15 protein-coding genes, 2 pseudogenes and 1 riboswitch are annotated in these 16,737 nt (G+C 73.8%); of the genes and pseudogenes, 8 read left to right on the top strand and 9 right to left on the bottom strand.

Annotated features, from left to right (window positions below; translation table 11 throughout):
- Position 1: 1 nt before the first annotated feature.
- The 4 genes from AB0469_RS18160 to AB0469_RS18145 all read right to left on the bottom strand — a co-directional run bounded on the left by AB0469_RS18160 (position 2) and on the right by AB0469_RS18145 (position 4,171).
- Positions 2-1,072: a hypothetical protein gene (locus AB0469_RS18160; protein ID WP_366452409.1), complete on the bottom strand. Its 1,071-nt coding sequence runs from the start codon at positions 1,070-1,072 to the stop codon at positions 2-4.
- A gap of 124 nt (positions 1,073-1,196) precedes the next feature.
- On the bottom strand, positions 1,197-1,742 hold the full coding sequence (locus AB0469_RS18155) for a hypothetical protein (protein WP_366452408.1): 546 nt from the start codon (positions 1,740-1,742) through the stop codon (positions 1,197-1,199).
- The gene (gene ctaD / locus AB0469_RS18150; RefSeq protein ID WP_366452501.1) at positions 1,739-3,334 is read right to left on the bottom strand and encodes a cytochrome c oxidase subunit I; all 1,596 of its coding nucleotides are present in this window, start codon (positions 3,332-3,334) and stop codon (positions 1,739-1,741) included. Before ctaD ends, AB0469_RS18155 begins: the two co-directional genes overlap by 4 nt.
- Positions 3,335-3,724: 390 nt before the next feature.
- The gene (locus tag AB0469_RS18145; protein ID WP_366452407.1) at positions 3,725-4,171 is read right to left on the bottom strand and encodes an acyl-CoA thioesterase; all 447 of its coding nucleotides are present in this window, start codon (positions 4,169-4,171) and stop codon (positions 3,725-3,727) included.
- A 122-nt stretch (positions 4,172-4,293) separates the two neighbouring features.
- Positions 4,294-4,534: riboswitch (cobalamin riboswitch) on the bottom strand.
- 378 nt (positions 4,535-4,912) lie between these two features.
- Here AB0469_RS18145 and AB0469_RS18140 point away from each other — a divergent pair.
- Positions 4,913-6,445, top strand: coding sequence for an NCS1 family nucleobase:cation symporter-1 (locus tag AB0469_RS18140; protein WP_366452406.1), 1,533 nt, complete (start codon positions 4,913-4,915; stop codon positions 6,443-6,445).
- A gap of 79 nt (positions 6,446-6,524) precedes the next feature.
- On the opposite strand, the gene AB0469_RS18135 is transcribed toward AB0469_RS18140, so the two are convergent.
- Positions 6,525-7,979, bottom strand: a complete 1,455-nt coding sequence (locus AB0469_RS18135) for an amidase (RefSeq protein ID WP_366452405.1) — start codon at positions 7,977-7,979, stop codon at positions 6,525-6,527.
- A gap of 118 nt (positions 7,980-8,097) precedes the next feature.
- Between AB0469_RS18135 and AB0469_RS18130 the strand changes: the two genes are divergently transcribed.
- Both AB0469_RS18130 and AB0469_RS18125 read left to right on the top strand, forming a co-directional pair.
- Complete coding sequence (locus tag AB0469_RS18130) at positions 8,098-8,709, top strand: helix-turn-helix domain-containing protein (protein WP_366452404.1); 612 nt, start codon at positions 8,098-8,100, stop codon at positions 8,707-8,709.
- A gap of 145 nt (positions 8,710-8,854) precedes the next feature.
- On the top strand, positions 8,855-9,616 hold the full coding sequence (locus AB0469_RS18125) for a maleylpyruvate isomerase family mycothiol-dependent enzyme (protein ID WP_366452403.1): 762 nt from the start codon (positions 8,855-8,857) through the stop codon (positions 9,614-9,616).
- Positions 9,617-9,855: 239 nt separating this feature from the next.
- Here the strand turns inward: AB0469_RS18125 and AB0469_RS18120 are convergent.
- Positions 9,856-10,366: pseudogene (locus AB0469_RS18120) on the bottom strand (HAD domain-containing protein); the annotation flags it as partial.
- 385 nt (positions 10,367-10,751) lie between these two features.
- On the opposite strand from AB0469_RS18120, the gene AB0469_RS18115 reads away from it, so the two are divergent.
- The 3 genes from AB0469_RS18115 to AB0469_RS18105 all read left to right on the top strand — a co-directional run bounded on the left by AB0469_RS18115 (position 10,752) and on the right by AB0469_RS18105 (position 13,274).
- On the top strand, positions 10,752-11,027 hold the full coding sequence (locus tag AB0469_RS18115; protein WP_366452402.1) for a hypothetical protein: 276 nt from the start codon (positions 10,752-10,754) through the stop codon (positions 11,025-11,027).
- A 152-nt stretch (positions 11,028-11,179) separates the two neighbouring features.
- Positions 11,180-11,386 carry a hypothetical protein gene (locus tag AB0469_RS18110; RefSeq protein WP_366452401.1) on the top strand — a complete coding sequence of 69 codons (207 nt, stop codon included), beginning with the start codon at positions 11,180-11,182 and terminating at the stop codon, positions 11,384-11,386.
- A gap of 241 nt (positions 11,387-11,627) precedes the next feature.
- Positions 11,628-13,274 carry a sialidase family protein gene (locus AB0469_RS18105; protein ID WP_366452400.1) on the top strand — a complete coding sequence of 549 codons (1,647 nt, stop codon included), beginning with the start codon at positions 11,628-11,630 and terminating at the stop codon, positions 13,272-13,274.
- A gap of 62 nt (positions 13,275-13,336) precedes the next feature.
- Here AB0469_RS18105 and AB0469_RS18100 read toward each other — a convergent pair whose 3' ends face one another.
- Both AB0469_RS18100 and AB0469_RS18095 read right to left on the bottom strand, forming a co-directional pair.
- Positions 13,337-13,552, bottom strand: coding sequence for a hypothetical protein (locus AB0469_RS18100; protein ID WP_366452399.1), 216 nt, complete (start codon positions 13,550-13,552; stop codon positions 13,337-13,339).
- Between the two features lie 261 nt (positions 13,553-13,813).
- Positions 13,814-13,993 (bottom strand): hypothetical protein, encoded by a 180-nt coding sequence (locus AB0469_RS18095; protein ID WP_366452398.1) that lies wholly within the window; start codon positions 13,991-13,993, stop codon positions 13,814-13,816.
- A gap of 362 nt (positions 13,994-14,355) precedes the next feature.
- Here AB0469_RS18095 and AB0469_RS18090 point away from each other — a divergent pair, with 362 nt between their 5' ends.
- Together AB0469_RS18090 and AB0469_RS18085 are read left to right on the top strand one after the other, a co-directional pair.
- The gene (locus AB0469_RS18090; protein WP_366452397.1) at positions 14,356-14,817 is read left to right on the top strand and encodes a pyridoxamine 5'-phosphate oxidase family protein; all 462 of its coding nucleotides are present in this window, start codon (positions 14,356-14,358) and stop codon (positions 14,815-14,817) included.
- Positions 14,818-15,087: 270 nt separating this feature from the next.
- Entirely contained in the window at positions 15,088-15,648 is a 561-nt protein-coding gene (locus AB0469_RS18085; RefSeq protein ID WP_366452396.1) for a PepSY domain-containing protein, read from the top strand.
- Positions 15,649-15,802: 154 nt separating this feature from the next.
- Here AB0469_RS18085 and AB0469_RS18080 read toward each other — a convergent pair.
- A pseudogene (locus tag AB0469_RS18080) lies at positions 15,803-16,731 on the bottom strand (ADP-ribosylglycohydrolase family protein).
- Positions 16,732-16,737 lie beyond the last annotated feature (6 nt).

Raw genomic sequence — 16,737 nt, 5'->3', positions numbered from 1 at the left:
CCTAGTGCCCGAACGCCGGATAGCCCGGCAGCGGAGCCACCTCCCAGCCCGCGGCCACCTCGCGCAACAGCAACCGCATCGTCTCCGCCAGGGCCGGGAACTCCTCCAGCCCGCTCGCCGTCTCCCAGCGGTGCCTCAGCACCTGGCGCCTCGTCGGGGCCGGGCGGCGGGTCCGGTGGAGCGGACCGTCCTCCCCGGTACGGGGCAGCAGGCGCACCGTCGCGTCCACCGTCCAGACCGCCGTGGCCTGCCGCATGCCGGCCCGCCACACCTCGTCCTCGGCCAGCGCCGGATACGCGCCGACCACCTCCGCGCGGTATGCCTGCTCGACCTCCGCGGCCGGCCCGGCCGGCAGGGTGAAGACGCACCAGCAGCTGGAGAACGGCATCCGGCAGTACGCGGCCGTCAGGAACACCGACTGGTAGCAGGCCGCCTCGAAGTCGATCAGCCGCAGCCCGTCCGGGGTGAGCAGGTTGTTGTCGGGACAGGTGTCACCCGGGGTGAAGGCCGGGTATTCCTCTCCGCCCGCCGTGCCGATCCGTGCCAACTCCTCCGCGAGCCCGGCAGGAGGCGCGATTCCGGCGCCGGCGAGCAGCGCGGGCAGAGCGGTGGCGTTCTGCGCGGTCCACGGCTCGTCCTCCCAGGACGGCATGCCCTTGTGGTACAGGGACCACAGCCGTGCGAGATCGGCGCGCCGGTCCACCGATGCGGCGGCCAGCGCCCCGAGTCCACGGGCCCAGGCCAGCAACCCGTCCTCGGCCGCGGCCGGATCGTCCCCGAGCAGCACGTCCGCCAGGGTGGGTGCGTTCCCGAGGTCCGCCATCACCAGCAGCGGCACCTCGGGGTCCACGCCCAGGACCTCGGGACCGGCGATCCCGAGGGACAGGCCGGCGGCCTCGGCCGTGAAACAGCGCAGGGACTCCGGCTCGTTGCCGAACGCCTTGACGACCACGCTGCCGCCGCCGGCGGTCGCACAGCGCAACACGGTGCTGCGCGCGCTGCCGCCCAGGTCGACCGGGTCGGACAGTTCGGCACCCAGCAGTTCACCGGCGGCTCGCAAGATCGACTCCATCGCGGCATTCTGCCACCGGCGGCCCGGCACCCCAGGGCGATTTCCGACCGCCGACGCCCCGTAGCGGAGGCCTGGCGCCGCCTCGGCCGGGCCCGGCGGCAGGGGCTCGTACCCGCCGGTCGCCTCATCCCGGAGCGCGCAGCCCCTTCGGCCGGCGGGCGGCCCTGGCCGCCAGCGCCGCCACGGCGGCCACCGGCACCGCCGGTCCCAGCACCAGTGCCGCCGGCCCGGCCCCCAGGGCGGCCGCGGCCGGCACCAGCGCCACCCCGGCGGCGAGCGCCAGGCCGAGCCAGGCCGCCACCCGGCCCGGCGAACCCGCCCGGTCCCCGCCGGCACCGGGAAGCAGGTCCGGCAGCCGCAGCGCCGCCCAGTCGGCCGCCGCCTCCCGCTCCTCGCGGCGGCGCGCCGCCACCGCGAGGAGCCGCAGCACCGCGGTGGCCGCCGCGCCCGTCACCGCCGCCCCGAGCAACGCCCACCCGGGCGCCAGCAGCAGCGGGACCAGCAGGGCGACCGTGGACCAGCCGACGAGACAGCCCGCGGCGGCGACTCGGCGCGAGGCGGGCCGGTCGGCGCCCGCCCGCAGTTCCGCCAGCGAGGGTACGTACCAGACGCACCCCGCGGCCGTCACCACGGCGAGACCCAGCACGGGAACCACGGGAGAGCCGGTCATTCCCCCTCCCGCGTGACGGCACCGGCGGCCACCGGGACGGGCGTTTCGGCGGAGGCGGAGGCGGCGGCGATCTGCGGGTGGTGCAGGTCGAAGGCGGGCGACTCCGAGCGGATGCGCGGCAGCACCAGGAAGTTGTGGCGGGGCGGCGGGCAGGAGGTCGCCCATTCGAGCGAGCGGCCGTACCCCCAGGGGTCGTCCACCTCGACCTTCCTCCCGCACTTGGCGGTCTTCCAGACGTTGTAGAAGAACGGCAGGAAGGACAGGCCGAGCAGGAACGAGCCGATGCTGGACAGGGTGTTGAGCGTGGTGAAGCCGTCTGCGGCCAGGTAGTCGGCATACCGCCGGGGCATGCCCGCGGCGCCCAGCCAGTGCTGCACCAGGAAGGTCAGGTGGAAGCCCACGGTGAGCGTCCAGAAGGTGATCTTGCCGAGCCGCTCGTCCAGCATCCTGCCCGTGAACTTGGGCCACCAGAAGTGGAAGCCGGCGAACATCGCGTACACGACGGTGCCGAAGAGCGTGTAGTGGAAGTGCGCGACGACGAAGTACGAGTCGGAGACGTGGAAGTCCATCGGCGGCGAGGCCAGGATGACCCCGGTCAGACCGCCGAAGACGAACGTCACCAGGAAGCCGGTGGTCCAGAGCATCGGCGTCTCGAAGGACAGCGAGCCCTTCCACATGGTGCCGATCCAGTTGAAGAACTTCACACCGGTCGGGACCGCGATCAGGAAGGTCATGAAGGAGAAGAACGGCAGCAGCACACCGCCGGTGACGTACATGTGGTGCGCCCACACGGTCACCGAGAGGCCGGCGATCGCGATCGTCGCGGCGACCAGGCCGATGTAGCCGAACATCGGCTTGCGGGAGAAGACCGGGATCACCTCGGAGACGATGCCGAAGAACGGCAGCGCCAGGATGTACACCTCGGGATGGCCGAAGAACCAGAAGAGGTGCTGCCACAGCAGCGCACCACCGTTGGCCGGGTCGTAGACGTGCGAGCCGAACTTGCGGTCCGCTTCCAGGGCGAAGAGCGCCGCCGCCAGCACCGGGAAGACCAGCAGCACCAGCAGCGCGGTGAGCAGCACGTTCCAGGTGAAGATCGGCATGCGGAACATCGTCATGCCGGGGGCGCGCATGCAGATGATCGTGGTGATGAAGTTGACCGCGCCGGCGATGCTGCCGAAGCCGGAGAGGGCCACGCCCATGATCCACATGTCGGCGCCGAGGCCGGGGGAGTGGGTGGCGTCCGAGAGCGGCACGTAGAGGAACCAGCCGAAGTCCGGGGCGCCTTGCGGGGTGAGGAAGCTGCCCGCCGCGATCAGCGAGCCGAACAGGAAGAGCCAGAAGGCCAGCATGTTCAGCCGGGGGAAGGCCACGTCGGGCGCCCCGATCTGCAGCGGCATGATCCAGTTGGCGAAGCCGGTGAACAGCGGCATGGCGAAGAGCAGCAGCATGATCGAGCCGTGCATCGTGAACGCCTGGTTGAACTGCTCGTTCGACATGATCTGGGTGCCCGGCCGGGCCAGTTCGGCACGCATGGCCAGGGCCATGACGCCGCCGACGACGAAGAAGAAGAAGGCCGAGACCAGGTACATCGTGCCTATCTTCTTGTGGTCGGTGGTCGTCAGCCACTCCACCCACGTCGGACGTTCCGCCCGCGCCGGCGCCCCGCCGGCTGCGGGGGGCCGCCGCCCTGCGGTCGCCAACTCGTCACCACGCACCGTGTCCACCGGACAGGGCCTCCCCATCTGCATCCGCTCCGCTGCGCACGGGAGTCCGTCCCGGGCGACGGCAGACCGGCTGCCGCCGGATCATGATCAAACGGGTGCGTTCCCCGTCGACAGGGACGAATGGTCCCGACCGGGCCTCGAACGCAGGGCCGAACGGCCCTCTCGGGCCCGATCGGCCGCGCGGACGCCGGGTCGGACGCCGGGTCGGACGCCGGGCCGGACGCCGGGCCGGACGCCGCGGCGCCCCGCCTACGCCTACGCCTCCGCCTCCGCCTCCGCCTCCAGCAGTCCCGGCACGGGGCGCGGCCGGCCCTCGGCGTCGACGGCGACGAAGGTCAGACGGGCCGTGGCCACGTCGGTGGCGGGGGTGGTGGTTGCGTTCCAGCGCTCGGCGGTGACGCGTACGGCCACCGTCATCGAGGTGCGGCCGGCGCGTTCGAGGAGGGCGTGGACGGTGAGGAGGTCCCCGGCGCGGGCGGGGGCGAGGAACGTCATCCGGTCCACGGAGACCGTCACGGCCGGCCCGTCGGCATGACGGCCCGCCGAGGCCGCGGCGGCGTCGTCGATGAGCTTCATGACGACGCCGCCGTGGATGGTGCCGTAGAGGTTCGTGTCGTGCTCGCTCATGATGTGGGCGAGGGTCACACGGGAGTCGGCCGGCGCCTTGTGGGCACGGGAGCCTGCGGTGGTGTCCGTGGTCACGGAACTCTCCTTCGCGAGTCGTGGTCCGACCCGGCGGCGTGCCGCGGGCGCGAAGGAGCGACGGGCCGGTGGGTGCCCGCTGCCGCCGGCCCGCCCACGAGGCCCCGGGTCTCCGTACGCGCTCGTCGCGCACGGGCAGTGGCAGGTCTTCGGACTCACGGGCACGCCTGCCGGCTCTCCTGCTCTGCCGGCGGGCCCCTACTGGCCGTCGCTTCCCAGGACCGCTGCGTTCTCCGGTCCCAGTGCGTATGACGGCGGTCGTTCCCGCTCACCGCTGCGGGGCAGTCCCGGATTCCCACCGGGTTCCCTCTTACGACGCATCCCGCCTGGCTGACGGGGCGAACCAGCTGCGCTCTCACCCTAGGCCAGGGTCGCGGGCACGGCGACGGCCGAGCCGGATGGCGTACGTCTCACCTCCCGAGCCGGGGCCGAGCCGCGTCGAGCCGGCGCCCCGCGGACGCGCCCGGGTCGGGGTGCCGAAGCCCGCCGCCCCACCGCACGACCCCCGGCGGCGGCGCGGCCGCCGGCCCGCCGCCCGCCGGGGGGCGCTGCGCACCGTCGTTCCCCCCTGCCGCCGGACCCTTGGCCCTACGCGATCGCAGGCCCCCGGATGATCCGCCGGACAGCGTCTGGCTCTGCGGTGTCCCGGGCGACACGATGGAGTGGCTCCTGGAGGCGGAACCGCGGACCGGTTCCCCGTCCCGACCGAGATCTCCACCCGACCCGAAGGGGTGTGCGCCCATGCCCGACCACCCGACCGCCGAGACCGGGGACCGCGTCGAGCTCGCCCCCGGCGAGGTCCCCTCCGACGGCCGCTTCGCCAACCCCGACCTCCTCCCCGTACCGGTCGCGGCCCGGCGCTGGACGACGTACAACTTCACCGCCCTGTGGGTCGGCATGGCGCACAACATCCCCTCCTGGCTGCTCGCCTCCGGGCTGGTGGCCCTGGGGATGGACTGGAAGCAGGCCGTCTTCACCATCGCGCTCGCCAACCTCATCGTGCTCGTGCCGATGCTCCTCACCGGGCACGCCGGCCCCAAGTACGGGATCCCGTTCCCGGTGCTGGCCCGGGCCTCGTTCGGGGTCCGCGGGGCCAACATGGCCGCGCTCGTCCGGGCGGCCGTGGCCTGCTGCTGGTTCGGGATCCAGACCTGGATCGGCGGGTCCGGGATCTTCGTCCTGCTCGGCAGGATCTTCGGCGGCTGGGCGGGGGCCGCCGAGATCGGCGGCGAGCCGTGGACGCTGTGGCTGTGCTTCGTCGTGTTCTGGGCCCTCCAGCTCGCCATCATCTACCGGGGGATGGAGGCCCTGCGACGCTTCGAGAACTGGGCCGCGCCCTTCGTCATCGTCGGCGCGCTGACCCTGCTGGTGTGGATCGGGGTGAAGGCGGGCGGCTTCGGCGAACTGCTCGACCAGCCGTCCCGGCTCGGCTGGGGCGCGGACTTCTGGCAGGTCTTCTTCCCCGCGCTCATGGGGATGATCGCCTTCTGGTCCACCCTCTCCCTCAACATCCCCGACTTCACCCGCTTCGGCGCGGGCCAGCGCTCCCAGATCCTCGGACAGACCCTCGGGCTGCCCACGACGATGACCCTCTTCGCGCTGCTGTCGGTGTTCGTCACCTCCGGGTCGGAGGCGGTGTACGGGGCGCCGATCTGGGACCCCGTGCAGCTCGTGGCCAAGACCGACAACGTCTTCGGGCTGTTGTTCGCCCTGGTCACCGTACTGATCGCGACGATCTCGGTGAACGTCGCGGCCAACGTCGTCTCCCCGGCCTACGACCTGGCCAACCTGGCGCCCCGCCGGATCGACTTCCGCCGGGGCGCGCTGATCACGGGCGTGGTCGGCGTGCTGATCATGCCGTGGAAGCTGACGTCCACCCCCGAGCTGTACATCTTCACCTGGCTGGGCCTGGTCGGCGGACTGCTCGGCACCGTGGCCGGCGTCCTCATCGCGGACTACTGGATCGTCCGCCGCACCCGGCTCTCGCTGCCCGACCTCTACCGGAAGGGCGGCCCGTACTGGTACGCGGGAGGCTGGAACTTCCGGGCCGTGGCGGCGTTCGTGGTCGGCGGGGTGCTGGCCATCGGCGGCTCCCACTCGGCCCCCGGCAAGGGCCCGTTCCCCGAAGAGGGCGTGATCCCCTTCCTGAAGCCGCTGGCGGACTACGGCTGGGCGGTGGGCCTGACCGCGTCCGTACTGCTCTACACGGCGCTGATGAGCAGGGTGCGCCCCGCTCCGCCGGGAGCCGGCGGCGAGGACGGCCGCCCGGCATGACGACAGCGGGGCCCGTGTCCCGGAGGCTGCGCGGGTTCACCGTCCGCGGGGCGGGCCGGGGGCTCCGGGGAACCGGGGATCAGGAGCAACGGTGTGCGCCCGCCCACACGGTGGGCCTGCGCTCCGCCCAGGGCGCGGCCTTCTCCAGTTGGGCGGCGAGCCGGAACAGCAGGTCCTCGCGTCCGTAGCCCGCGGCGAACTGGACACCGACCGGCATCCCGGTGGCGGGGTCGGACGCGAGCGGCACCGACATCGCCGGTGTGCCGGCGACGTTGAAGGCGGCGGTGAACGGCGAGCGGTGGAACAGGTGCTCCAGCCAGCCCAGGCCGTCGGCGTCCTCGGCGCCCCGGCCGTAGGTGCCCAGGGGCAGCGGTATCTCGGGGAGGGTGGGCGTCATCAGCAGCTGCTCCCGGGTCTCGAAGTGGGTGCCGACCGCGCGGGCGACCCGGTTGCGCACGTCGAGGGCGTGCACGAAGTCCGTGCCGGTCACCTCGCGTCCCCAGGCGTAGCTCGCGAGCATGCGGGGTTCGACCGTGGACCCGTCCACCGGGCGTCCGAGCGCGCCGGCGAGGCCGTCGATCCAGGTCACCAGGTTCGCGGTCCACAGGCGGGCGTTGGCGAGCACGAACTCCTCCCAGGACACGCCGAGGTCCACGGTGGTCACGTCGACGCGGTGGCCGAGCGATTCCATCAGCCGGGCGGCGGCCAGGGTGGCCTTCAGCACGGCCGGTTCCACGTCGCGCCCGCCCCAGGGGGTGGTGAGCAGGCCGACCCGCAGACGTCCGGGCTCCCTGGTGATCTCTTCGCCGTACGGGCGACGGGGGCGCTCGGCGAAGTAGGGGTCACCGGCCTCCGGGCCCTGGATCAGGTCGAGCAGGGCCGCGCTGTCGCGCACGGTCCGGCTGAGCCCGCCGTGCACGGCGAGGCCGTTGAAGACCTCGTCGGCGTCCGGGCCCAGGGAGACCCGGCCGCGGGTGGGCTTGAGGCCGAACAACCCGGTGCTGGCGGCCGGCACCCGGATCGATCCGGCGGCGTCGGTGGCGTGCGCGAGGGGGGTGATCCCGGCGGCGACGGCCGCGGCGGACCCGCCGCTGGAGCCGCCTGCCGTCCGGGCGGGGTCCCAGGGGTTGCGGGTGGCGCCGTACAGGACCGGCTCGGTGGTGGTGCTGTAGGCGAACTCGGGGGTGGCCGTGCGGCCCAGTGTCACCAGGCCGGCCCGGCGGAAGCGCCGCATGAGGAACGAGTCCTCCCGTGCCACGTTGCCGGCGGCGAGGCGGCTGCCCAGCTCGACGCGCTTGCCCCGCATGGACACGGCCAGGTCCTTGATCAGGAACGGCACCCCGGCGAGCGGGGTGCTGCCCGGGACCGGGCTGTCTCCGGCGGGCCAGCTCTCCACGACGGCGTTGACCTGAGGATTCACGGCCGCCATCGCGGCCTGGGCCGCGTCGGTCAGCTCCGCCGCGGTCACCTCCCGCCGAGCGACGAGCGCGGCCAGTCCCACGGCGTCGTACTGGGTGTATTCGTGCAGCTCCACTGTGCCCCACCTGTAATCCCGATCGGTCCCGTGCGATACCGATCGGTATCGCTTGAGGATGATCGGTAACGTAACATGGTCCGGGACGTCGGCAAGCGCGACCGGAGCGAGGCGGATGATGACGAGCAGCCCCCCCAGGCCGGGCCGGGACTCCAGGGTCGCCCGTCTTCCCCCGCGCGAGCGCATCCTCGACGCGGCCGAGGAGCTGTTCCTCAGCGAGGGCGTCAGGGCGGTCGGGGTCCAGGCCATCGCGGAGCGGGCGAACACCACGAAGACGGCCCTCTACCGTCACTTCGCCACCAAGGACGCGCTGATCGAGGAGTGGCTGAGGATCGTCGCGGCGGGCTACGCGGCCGCCTTCGACCGGGTGGAGGCCGAGCACCCCGACGACGGCCGGGCCCAGGTCCTCGGCGTGGCGCGGTTCGTGGCCGAAGGGCTGCCGGACATCGTCCTCAGGGGCTGCCCCTTCGTGAACTCCACCGCCGGCCTGCTCGACCCCGGCCATCCGGCCCGCCGACTGATCGAGAACCACAAGGCCGCCCAGCGGCGCCGCCTCACCGCCATGTGCGAGCGGGCCGGTGCGCACGCACCCGACGACACCTCCGCAGAGATCACCTTCCTCCTGGAAGGCGCCCAGGTGAGCGCGCAGAACGGCAGCGTCGACCGCGCGGGGGACCGGCTCGTGTCCGCGGTCCGGGCGGTCCTCGACCGGGCGGCGCCGACCGGCTGAAGCCGAACCGCCAGCTCGTTCAACGAGCCTGCCAGGATGGGGAGATGGCTGCGACCAGGCCTTCTGTCAGGTGCTCTGACGCCCGCAGCCGGCGGCCTCGGAAAACCGGGTGCGGCCGGCCGAGCCGGGTTGATAGGCAACCGGTGTGACAGAGAATCTTGAGTACGCCGCCCTGCTGGAGCTGATCGACGAGCGGTCGGCCGCGTTCCGGAGCGCGGTCGCCGCCGCGCCCGGTCTGGACGCGCCGGTGCCTTCCTGCCCCGAGTGGACGCTGTTCGATCTGGTGCGGCACCTGGGTACGGGCCAGCGCTGGTGGGCCGCGATCGTCGCCGCGGGCCCGGCCGGGGCTCCGCCGGCCAAGGAGGCCGCGGGGGCGCCGCGCGAGCTCGAGGCGCTGCTGGCCTGGTACGCCGAGTCGAACGAGCTGTTGCTGCGTGCGCTGCGCGAGGCCGGCCCGGAGCGCGCGTGCTGGACGTGGTGGAGCGCCGGCGTGTCGCCGGCGAACGCCTGGGGCGTCGCCCGGCGCCGGGTGCACGAGGTGCTGGTGCACACCTACGACGCCCAGCTCGCCGCGGGCGCCGTGCAGCCGATGCCGGCGGACGTCGCGCTCGACGGCGTGGCCGAGTTCCTCGACACCTGCAACTCCACCCCGGCGGCCTGGCCCCACGAGGCCGCCACCATCCACTACCACGCCACCGAGGGCCGCTCCTGGCTCCTCGCGCTGGACGGCACCGGCGCCTGGCCCGCACCCCTCACGGCGGACTCCGCGCCCGCCTCCGCTTCGGCCACGGGCACGGCCGAGCAGCTGCTCCTCTTCGTCTGGGGCCGCCTCACCCTGAGCGACCTGAAGATCGAGGGCGACCAGCAGGTGTTCGAGCGGCTGATCGCCTGGGAGCCCGAGGAGTAGCCGGTCGACACCGGCTACTCCGGCGGACGGCCGGTCCAACAGGGCGAGTACGGGCTCCGGTTCGGGCCGCCCGTACACGTCGCGGCAGCTCGTCAGCAGGGCCCGGATGGCGGTTGGGCGCCCTCCCCGGTGAGGGCCTCGGCGGCCGGCTCCGCGTCGTACCAGGTGGCGTGCCCGGTCTGCGCGACACCGTCCTCGGCGAGCCGGCGCCGGGCGGTCCCGCCCGGTTCGGACAGCTGTCGCAGCCACGAGCCGAGGGCCTCGTAGTCGCCACCGGTCAGGCCGAGGCGGGCGTCGACGCGGTGGAGCAGTGCGCGTCCCGGATGGTGGGCGGCGACCCAGGCCCGGTCCCTGTCGGTGAGTTCGTCATCGACCCAGACGAACGGCCTGCCCGCCGCCCACGCGACGAGGGCACGGGTCTTCCAGTGCAGTCCGCCGCGTGCGTCCTGCTCATCGCCATCGGACGACGGCTCCGGCCAGACGACCACGGCCAGTTGGGAGACCGATCAGCGGAGCGATGCACTCGTTGGCGTCATCCGTCCACGTCGTGGCCCAGACCACCTCGCACGGAAGGGCGGCCAGCCTGGGCCCGTGCTCGGGGTCGATCCTGTCCAGGAGCGGATGCGCGTCGGTCGCCCTCGGATGGAGCCCGGTCGCGTAGCTCGGATACGGCTGCGACGCGGCGCCGAACGGGATGAGGGGTCCGTCTACATCGAGGAACAGCAGCGGGCGCCGTGGAGAGCTGGTCACACCGGCACGATAGGCGACGGGCCCGAGGGTGACGGGCCGGCCGCACGCTTCGCGCCGTCGCCGTCGCCGTCGCCGTCGCCGTCGCCGTCGCCGTCGCCGTCGCCGTCGCCGTCACTCGGCGCGGCCGCCGCCCCCTGCCCAGGACGGGCGGGGGAGAGGGTGCGACGCTGGAGTGAAGGGCCCGCGCGTGGAGGTCCGAGCGCGTCTCGTCCGGTCCGGACCTCCCCTTCGGCCGGGCGACCCCGTCCCGGTGCGGTGCGATGGGTGCGACGCAGGATCAGGCGGTCGGCCTGTGGGTCCGCCGCCGACGGGCGGCCCCGCGCACGTGGATCCGGCCCGCCGGCATCCAGGGCCGCGCGACCAACACGGAAGGCAGGTGCGTTCCATGCGCACGTCGACCCGTATCGCCGGTGCCCTCACCGGCCTGACGCTCGCCCTCGGTGGTGCGGTCCTCGCCGCTCCCGCGGTCCGGGCGGACATCCCCGCCTGCACGCAGATGGCCGAGCAGGCCGGTGCCACCTCTTCCGACTCCGTCACGGCGGCCTGCGGCCGCGGCGTGTCCGGAGACCTCCAGGGTTGTGTGTCCGGGCTGACCGGGGCCGGGGTGGCGGGCGGTGCCGCGACCGGTGCCTGCCGGGCGGCGGCCCACGAACCGCGCTAGAGGACCGCGCACGGCAGCCGCCCGGGCGCGGCGCCCGGCCTCGCCTCGCGGGCCCCGTGCGGAGCGCCCATCCTGAGGAGGAGGGCGCCGTCGTGTCGAGACCCGCTCCTTCCCGAAGGCCGAACGAAGGCGCCTGAGAGGAGGAGGAAGTCATGCGCATGCGGAGAATCCTGGGTCTCGCCCTGGCCGCGGCAACCCTGGTCGGCGCGAGCGCCGTCGGCGCCGTCGGCGCCGGCGCCGCGTCGTCTCCGGACATCTCCAGAGACGACTGCACGGCCGCCGGCGGACAGGTCGTTTCACGCCCCTACGCCGGCGAGGCCTGCGCGCTCCCCGACGGGACCACGCCGGCGATCACCTGACCGTCGGTGGACGGCCGGGCGCGCCGGTCCCGATCCCCGGCGTCCGCGACGGCGGACGCCGACGGACCCGGCCCCGTCGTCACACGGTGACCGCGCGGTCGTCCGTCCGCCTGGGCCGGCCGCATTGATGCGGCTCTCCCCGCCGTCCGCATCGAAGGCCACGCCCTGACAGCACGACAACAGCACGACACCAGCACGACAACAGCAGGACAGCAGCACGGCCAAGGAGCCGACCGGCACGGTGCACCCGCCGGTCGGCTCCGTCGTGCTCCTCGACGACCCGGGGCACGACTCCGTCGTTCGGCCGATCAAGGGCACCGGCCGCAACGCCGAAAACGACCAAGCAGAGTCGCCCCAAGCCGCCCCGATGACGGCGGTCCCCTACCCCGGCCGACCGGCCCGCAGGAGATCCCGCATGCGCGTCCTGATGCCCCTGACCGCCGTCACCACCGCCGCGCTCCTGCTCGTCACGGTCACCGGCGCGCACCCCGCCGCCGCGGACGGGAACCCCGACGGCACACCCCTGGTCAAGGTGTCCCACGACGACCCGTACGCGAAGTGCACCATCGGAACGAGGTCCCCCGACAGCATCGTCTACCCGGCCACCGAGGTCGAGCCGTACCTGTCCGTCGATCCGCGCGACCCCGGGCGCGCGGTCACCGTGTTCCAGCAGGACCGCTGGAACGACGGCGGTGCCCGTGGCCTGGTGGCCGGCTGGACCACGGACGGCCGCACCTTCCACCAGAGCACGCTGCCGTTCAGCCTGTGCGCCCCCGGCGGCGCGGACTACGAACGGGCCTCCGACCCCTGGGTGAGCACCGGACCGGACGGCACGGTCTACGCCAGTGGGGAGGGCGTCGACTTCACGAAGAGCACGCGCAGCGCCCTCCTGACCGTCACGTCCCGCGACGGCGGCCGCACTTGGCGGAACCTCACCACCACGCACGTCGACGAGCAGCCGTTCTTCAACGACAAGCCCTCGCTCACCGCCGACCCGATCCGCAAGGGCACCGCCTACCAGGTCTGGAACCGCCTCGACAACGACCCGCCCGGCCCCAGCTCCCTCGACGGTCCCGGCTACATCTCCCTCACCCGCGACGGCGGCCGCACCTGGAGCAAGGCCCGGCCCTTCGTCGACACCGGCGCCGTGCCCAACACCCAGACCATCGGCCATCTGATCGTCGTCGACCGGCGCACCGGCACCCTGTACGACTTCTTCGACCGGATCACCTACTCCGCCGACCTGGGCACCGTCGTCGAAGCCCGCTACGAGATGGTCACCTCGACCGACGCCGGAGAGACCTGGAGCGCCCCGGTCGCCGTGGCCCGGGACACCTCCGTACCGGAGGTCGACCCGAACGACCCCGGCAGACTGCTGCGCGCCGCCGCCACCCTGCCGAGCCCGGCCGTCGACCCCGGGACGGGCACGCTGTACATGGCCTACGAGGGCTCGGACTTCTCCGGCGGGACGTTCGACGCCGTCCAGCTCGTGCGGTCCACCGACGGCGGACGCACCTGGGGGCGCCCGGAGCTGATCAGCCCCGAGGGCGTTCCGGCCTTCTCCCCGTCGATCGCGGTCTCCGAGCGGGGCACGGTCGCGCTCACCTACTACGACCTGCGCTTCCTCGAGCCAGGCAACACCACCACCCTGCCCACCGCCTACCAACTGGCCACGCTGCGGCACGGGAACCCGAAGCTCCGGACCGAACGACGGATCTCCCGGGTCTTCGACTGGCTGCAGGCGCCCTACGCCGGGGGCTACTTCCTCGGCGACTACCAGGGCCTGGTGGCCGACGGCCAGGGAGTGAGGGCGGTGCTCACCGAGGCCCACTCCGGGGCGCCACGGAACCGTACGGACGTGTACACGGGCGGGTTCCGTATCCGCTGACCGGCGCCATGCCGGCCGGGGAGCGCCCCGCGGCGCGGGGCTGCGGGGGCGCCCTGCGGGGCTCAGTCGACCTGCTGGCCGTCGTACGTACCGCCCTTGCAGTAGTTGCCCGCGTCGTTGACCGCGGGGATTCCGCCGCCCTGCTTGCACTGGGACGGGGTGACGTAGGTGGGGGCACCCTGCGCGGTGGCGGCGGTGGCGGTGGCGGCGCCGGTGAGGCCGAGTCCGGCGAGGGCTGCCGTGGCGATGACGGCGGCGAGGGTTCGTCGAATGCGCATGTGGTTTCCCCTTTCACGGACGACCGCCTCGGTTGGGGCACGGTTGTCTTGATCGTCTCTCATCCGGGCACGCTGCGCCATTCGGGTGTACCGGCCCCTGGTCAAGACCCTGTTGACCTGCGGAGGCGTCCCCTCGGTCGCGGAGGGTGACCGTACGCCGGGCGGAGCGTGCACCGTGCCGGCCCGTACGGTGGTTCCGCGTTCCGGCGGGCTCCGGGGCCGGTCGCGGCCTGGCGCCGCGCGCAGACCGGGGACGTCCCGTCAAACACCCCGGGTTTGAACCGTGCTGACGACCTGCCGGGCCACCGCTCGCCGGGCCGGGGCGAGTTCCGCGGCGATGGCGGCGGCCCGCTCGTCGCCGACGTCGACCCGGGCAGCCTGTGGCTCGCCCTGCGCCAGGCAGCGCAGGCGCAGGTGGGCCGGCGGGTGGGTGTCGTCCACGCCGTGCCCGCGCCGTCCGGAGACCCGGCGCAGCCGCTCGTATGGCGCGCGGCTACGGCAGGGTAGCCGACCCCGCCCCGGCGGCCCGAACCCCGCCCCCGCCCGGGTCCGGCTCCGGGTCCGGCCCCGGGTCCGGCTCCGGGGCCGACCTCGGATCCGGCGCCGTACCCGATCCGCCGGACGGGATCCCGGCGCGGGCCGGTCGTGGACGTGGCCGGCGGCGAAATGGGGGACGCCGGGGGCCGGCGGACTGCTCCGGGGCGAGCACGTCGGTGTCGGCGCTCCACCGTACCGGGTCCGTCTCCAGGCGTAGGACCTGCGCCCCATGCGCACCGCGCATCCGCTGGCTAGGGTCGGCCTCCATGCAGGCTACGGAGATCATCCGCCGCACCACGGCGGAGCGCAGGAGAGACACCCTGGAACGGCTCGGCTCGGAGCGCGACATGTGGGTGTCGACGTCCCGTCCCGACCACGGCCCCCATCAGGTGCCGCTGTGGTTCCTGTGGGACGGGCGGGCGGTGTGGATGTGCACCGGCGCGGGCTCCGCGACCGCGCGCAATGCCCGCAGGGAACCGCGCGTACGGCTGGCGCTGCCGGACGCCTTCGACGTGGTGCTGCTGCAAGGGGAGGCGACGTGCCATCCCGCGCGGGAAGTACCGCAGGACGCGGCCGATGCGTTCGCGGGCAGGTTCGGCTGGGATCCGCGTACGGAGGAAGCCCCCTACCTGTACCTGCGCGTGGCACCGCAGACGGTGCGTGCCTGGCGGGGAGTGCCCGAACTGCGGGGCAGGGTCGTGATGCGCGACGGGGTGTGGCTGGGATAGCGGGGCGCCGCAGCCCACGAGCCGGCCCGATGGCGTCCTGTGCGCGACGGGCCCGACACCGGGGCGCGGTGCGCGGCGGACCGGTGCGGGTGGTGCGCGGCCGTGCGCGCCGTCGGCGACCGGGCCCCCTTCACGTCCGGCCCGCCCGCCGTGCTTCGGGCGGCGGATCGTGGCGACCGGCCGGACAATGGGCGGGAATGCTCGCTGCCGGCCGCCCTCTCCGGGCAACCGCGGGTACGCGGTCCTGGCCGGCCTGAGGAGGTCGAGCCCATGAAGCGCAACGTGTACGGCGTCGCGGCCGCGGTCCTGCTGGCCTGCGGCCCCGCGGCCACCGCCTTCGCGGCGTCCGCCGAAGCGGTATCCACGGCTCCCGCGGCCGTCTCCGCCGCCCTGGCGGACGTCACGGCCGAGGGGGCTGCCGCCGCGGCCCTGAAGGCCTACCCGGGGGTCGTCGAGTCCCTCGACCGGGACGCCAACGTCTGGCACGTGGACGTGATCACCAAGGACGGCAAGGGCCACGCCGAGCTGAAGGTCGACGCGGCGACCGGCAAGGTGACCAAGGGCAGCGTCGACAGCGACGAGGACGCGGGCGAGCACAAGGACCTGCTGGCCGCCAAGGTCACCGCCGCGCAGGCCCTCAAGGCCGCCGTCGCCGCCCACCCGGGCGAGGCGTGGAGCGTCGAGTGGAACTCCGACGACGACGACAACGGCAAGGCGGCGTCCTGGCACGTCGAGGTACGAGGGTCCGACGGCAAGACCTGGGACGGCTCCGTCGACGCCACGACCGGCAAGGTCACCGCCGAGTCCGACTCGGACGACGACAACAGCTGACCCCGACCCCGACGGGAGCCGCACCCCGGGCCCGGGGCGCGGCTCCCGTCCCACGCCTGCGCCCCACCGCCCGGCGGCAAGGCGCAGTTCGACCGGGCCGACAGGCTACCCAGCGGCCCTTGGGGTGCGGCCCGACGAGAGGGGCCCGACCGGTTCAGCCTCCGAGGCGGTGCGTGAGGTGGAGGAGGTCCGGCAGGTGCAGGACCCGCCCATCGAAACCCGGGAGGGGACGTGGAGCGGCTGGGTCCAGCGGGCGGGGATGGCGTCCAGCCCGTAGTACGCCCCCGCCAGGCCACCGGTCACCGCGGCTACCGTGTCCGTGTCGCCGCCGAGGTCGACCGCCGCGCGGAGCGCCTCTTCGAAGCCGTCCGTGGTGCGCAGGGCCCAGACGGCGGAGCCGAGGCAGGGCCAGACGGCACCGTTGAACTCGGTTGCGCGATCGGGGTGCCAGTCCGGCGCGAGGACGGTGGCGTAGCGGTCGCGGTGGTCGGGATGGACGAGGTCCAGGACGTCCCGCAGCGCGGTGAGGGGGTCGCCGCCCTCGAGGGTGACGCGGACGAGCTCGTGGAAGACCGCGGTCCCCTCCCAGGCCGCACGGTCGCCGTGGGTGAGAGCGGCGATGCGGCGGGCCGCGTCCATGGTGGCTTCCCGGCCGGCGGGTGCGAAGCGGACCGCGGCGGTCGATGCCCGCATCAGGGAACCGTTGCCCGCTGCCCGCTGGTTGACCTGGAAGTGGAGAGCGGCGGCGCCGTCCCAGGGCATGCCGTTGGTGAGGACGTCCTCGGTCTGCAGGCCGATGTCCTTGGGCCCCGATGCCGCCCACCGCTGGAAGCGGGCGAAGACGTCCGGCAGGTCCAGTGCGCCCCGCTCCAGCAGGGACTCCGCGACCAGGACGGCCATCTGCGTGTCGTCGGTTGCCTCGCCGGGGTCCCAGCCACCGCCCCCGCACATCTCGCCACCGGCACCGGGCGCGGGAAACCGCGCGGAGAACGCGCCCGGTGGACCGAACTCGAAGGGGGCACCCAGGGCGTCACCCACCGCCGAGCCCACGACCGCGCCGGCAGCGCGCCGTATCCGCTCCATCCGCGC

This window comes from Streptomyces sp. NPDC093801 (assembly GCF_040701585.1).
Taxonomy (GTDB): Bacteria; Actinomycetota; Actinomycetes; order Streptomycetales; family Streptomycetaceae; genus Streptomyces.
The sequence above is the reverse complement of the archived record's forward strand: the minus strand, read 5'-3'. Positions and strand labels throughout refer to the sequence as shown.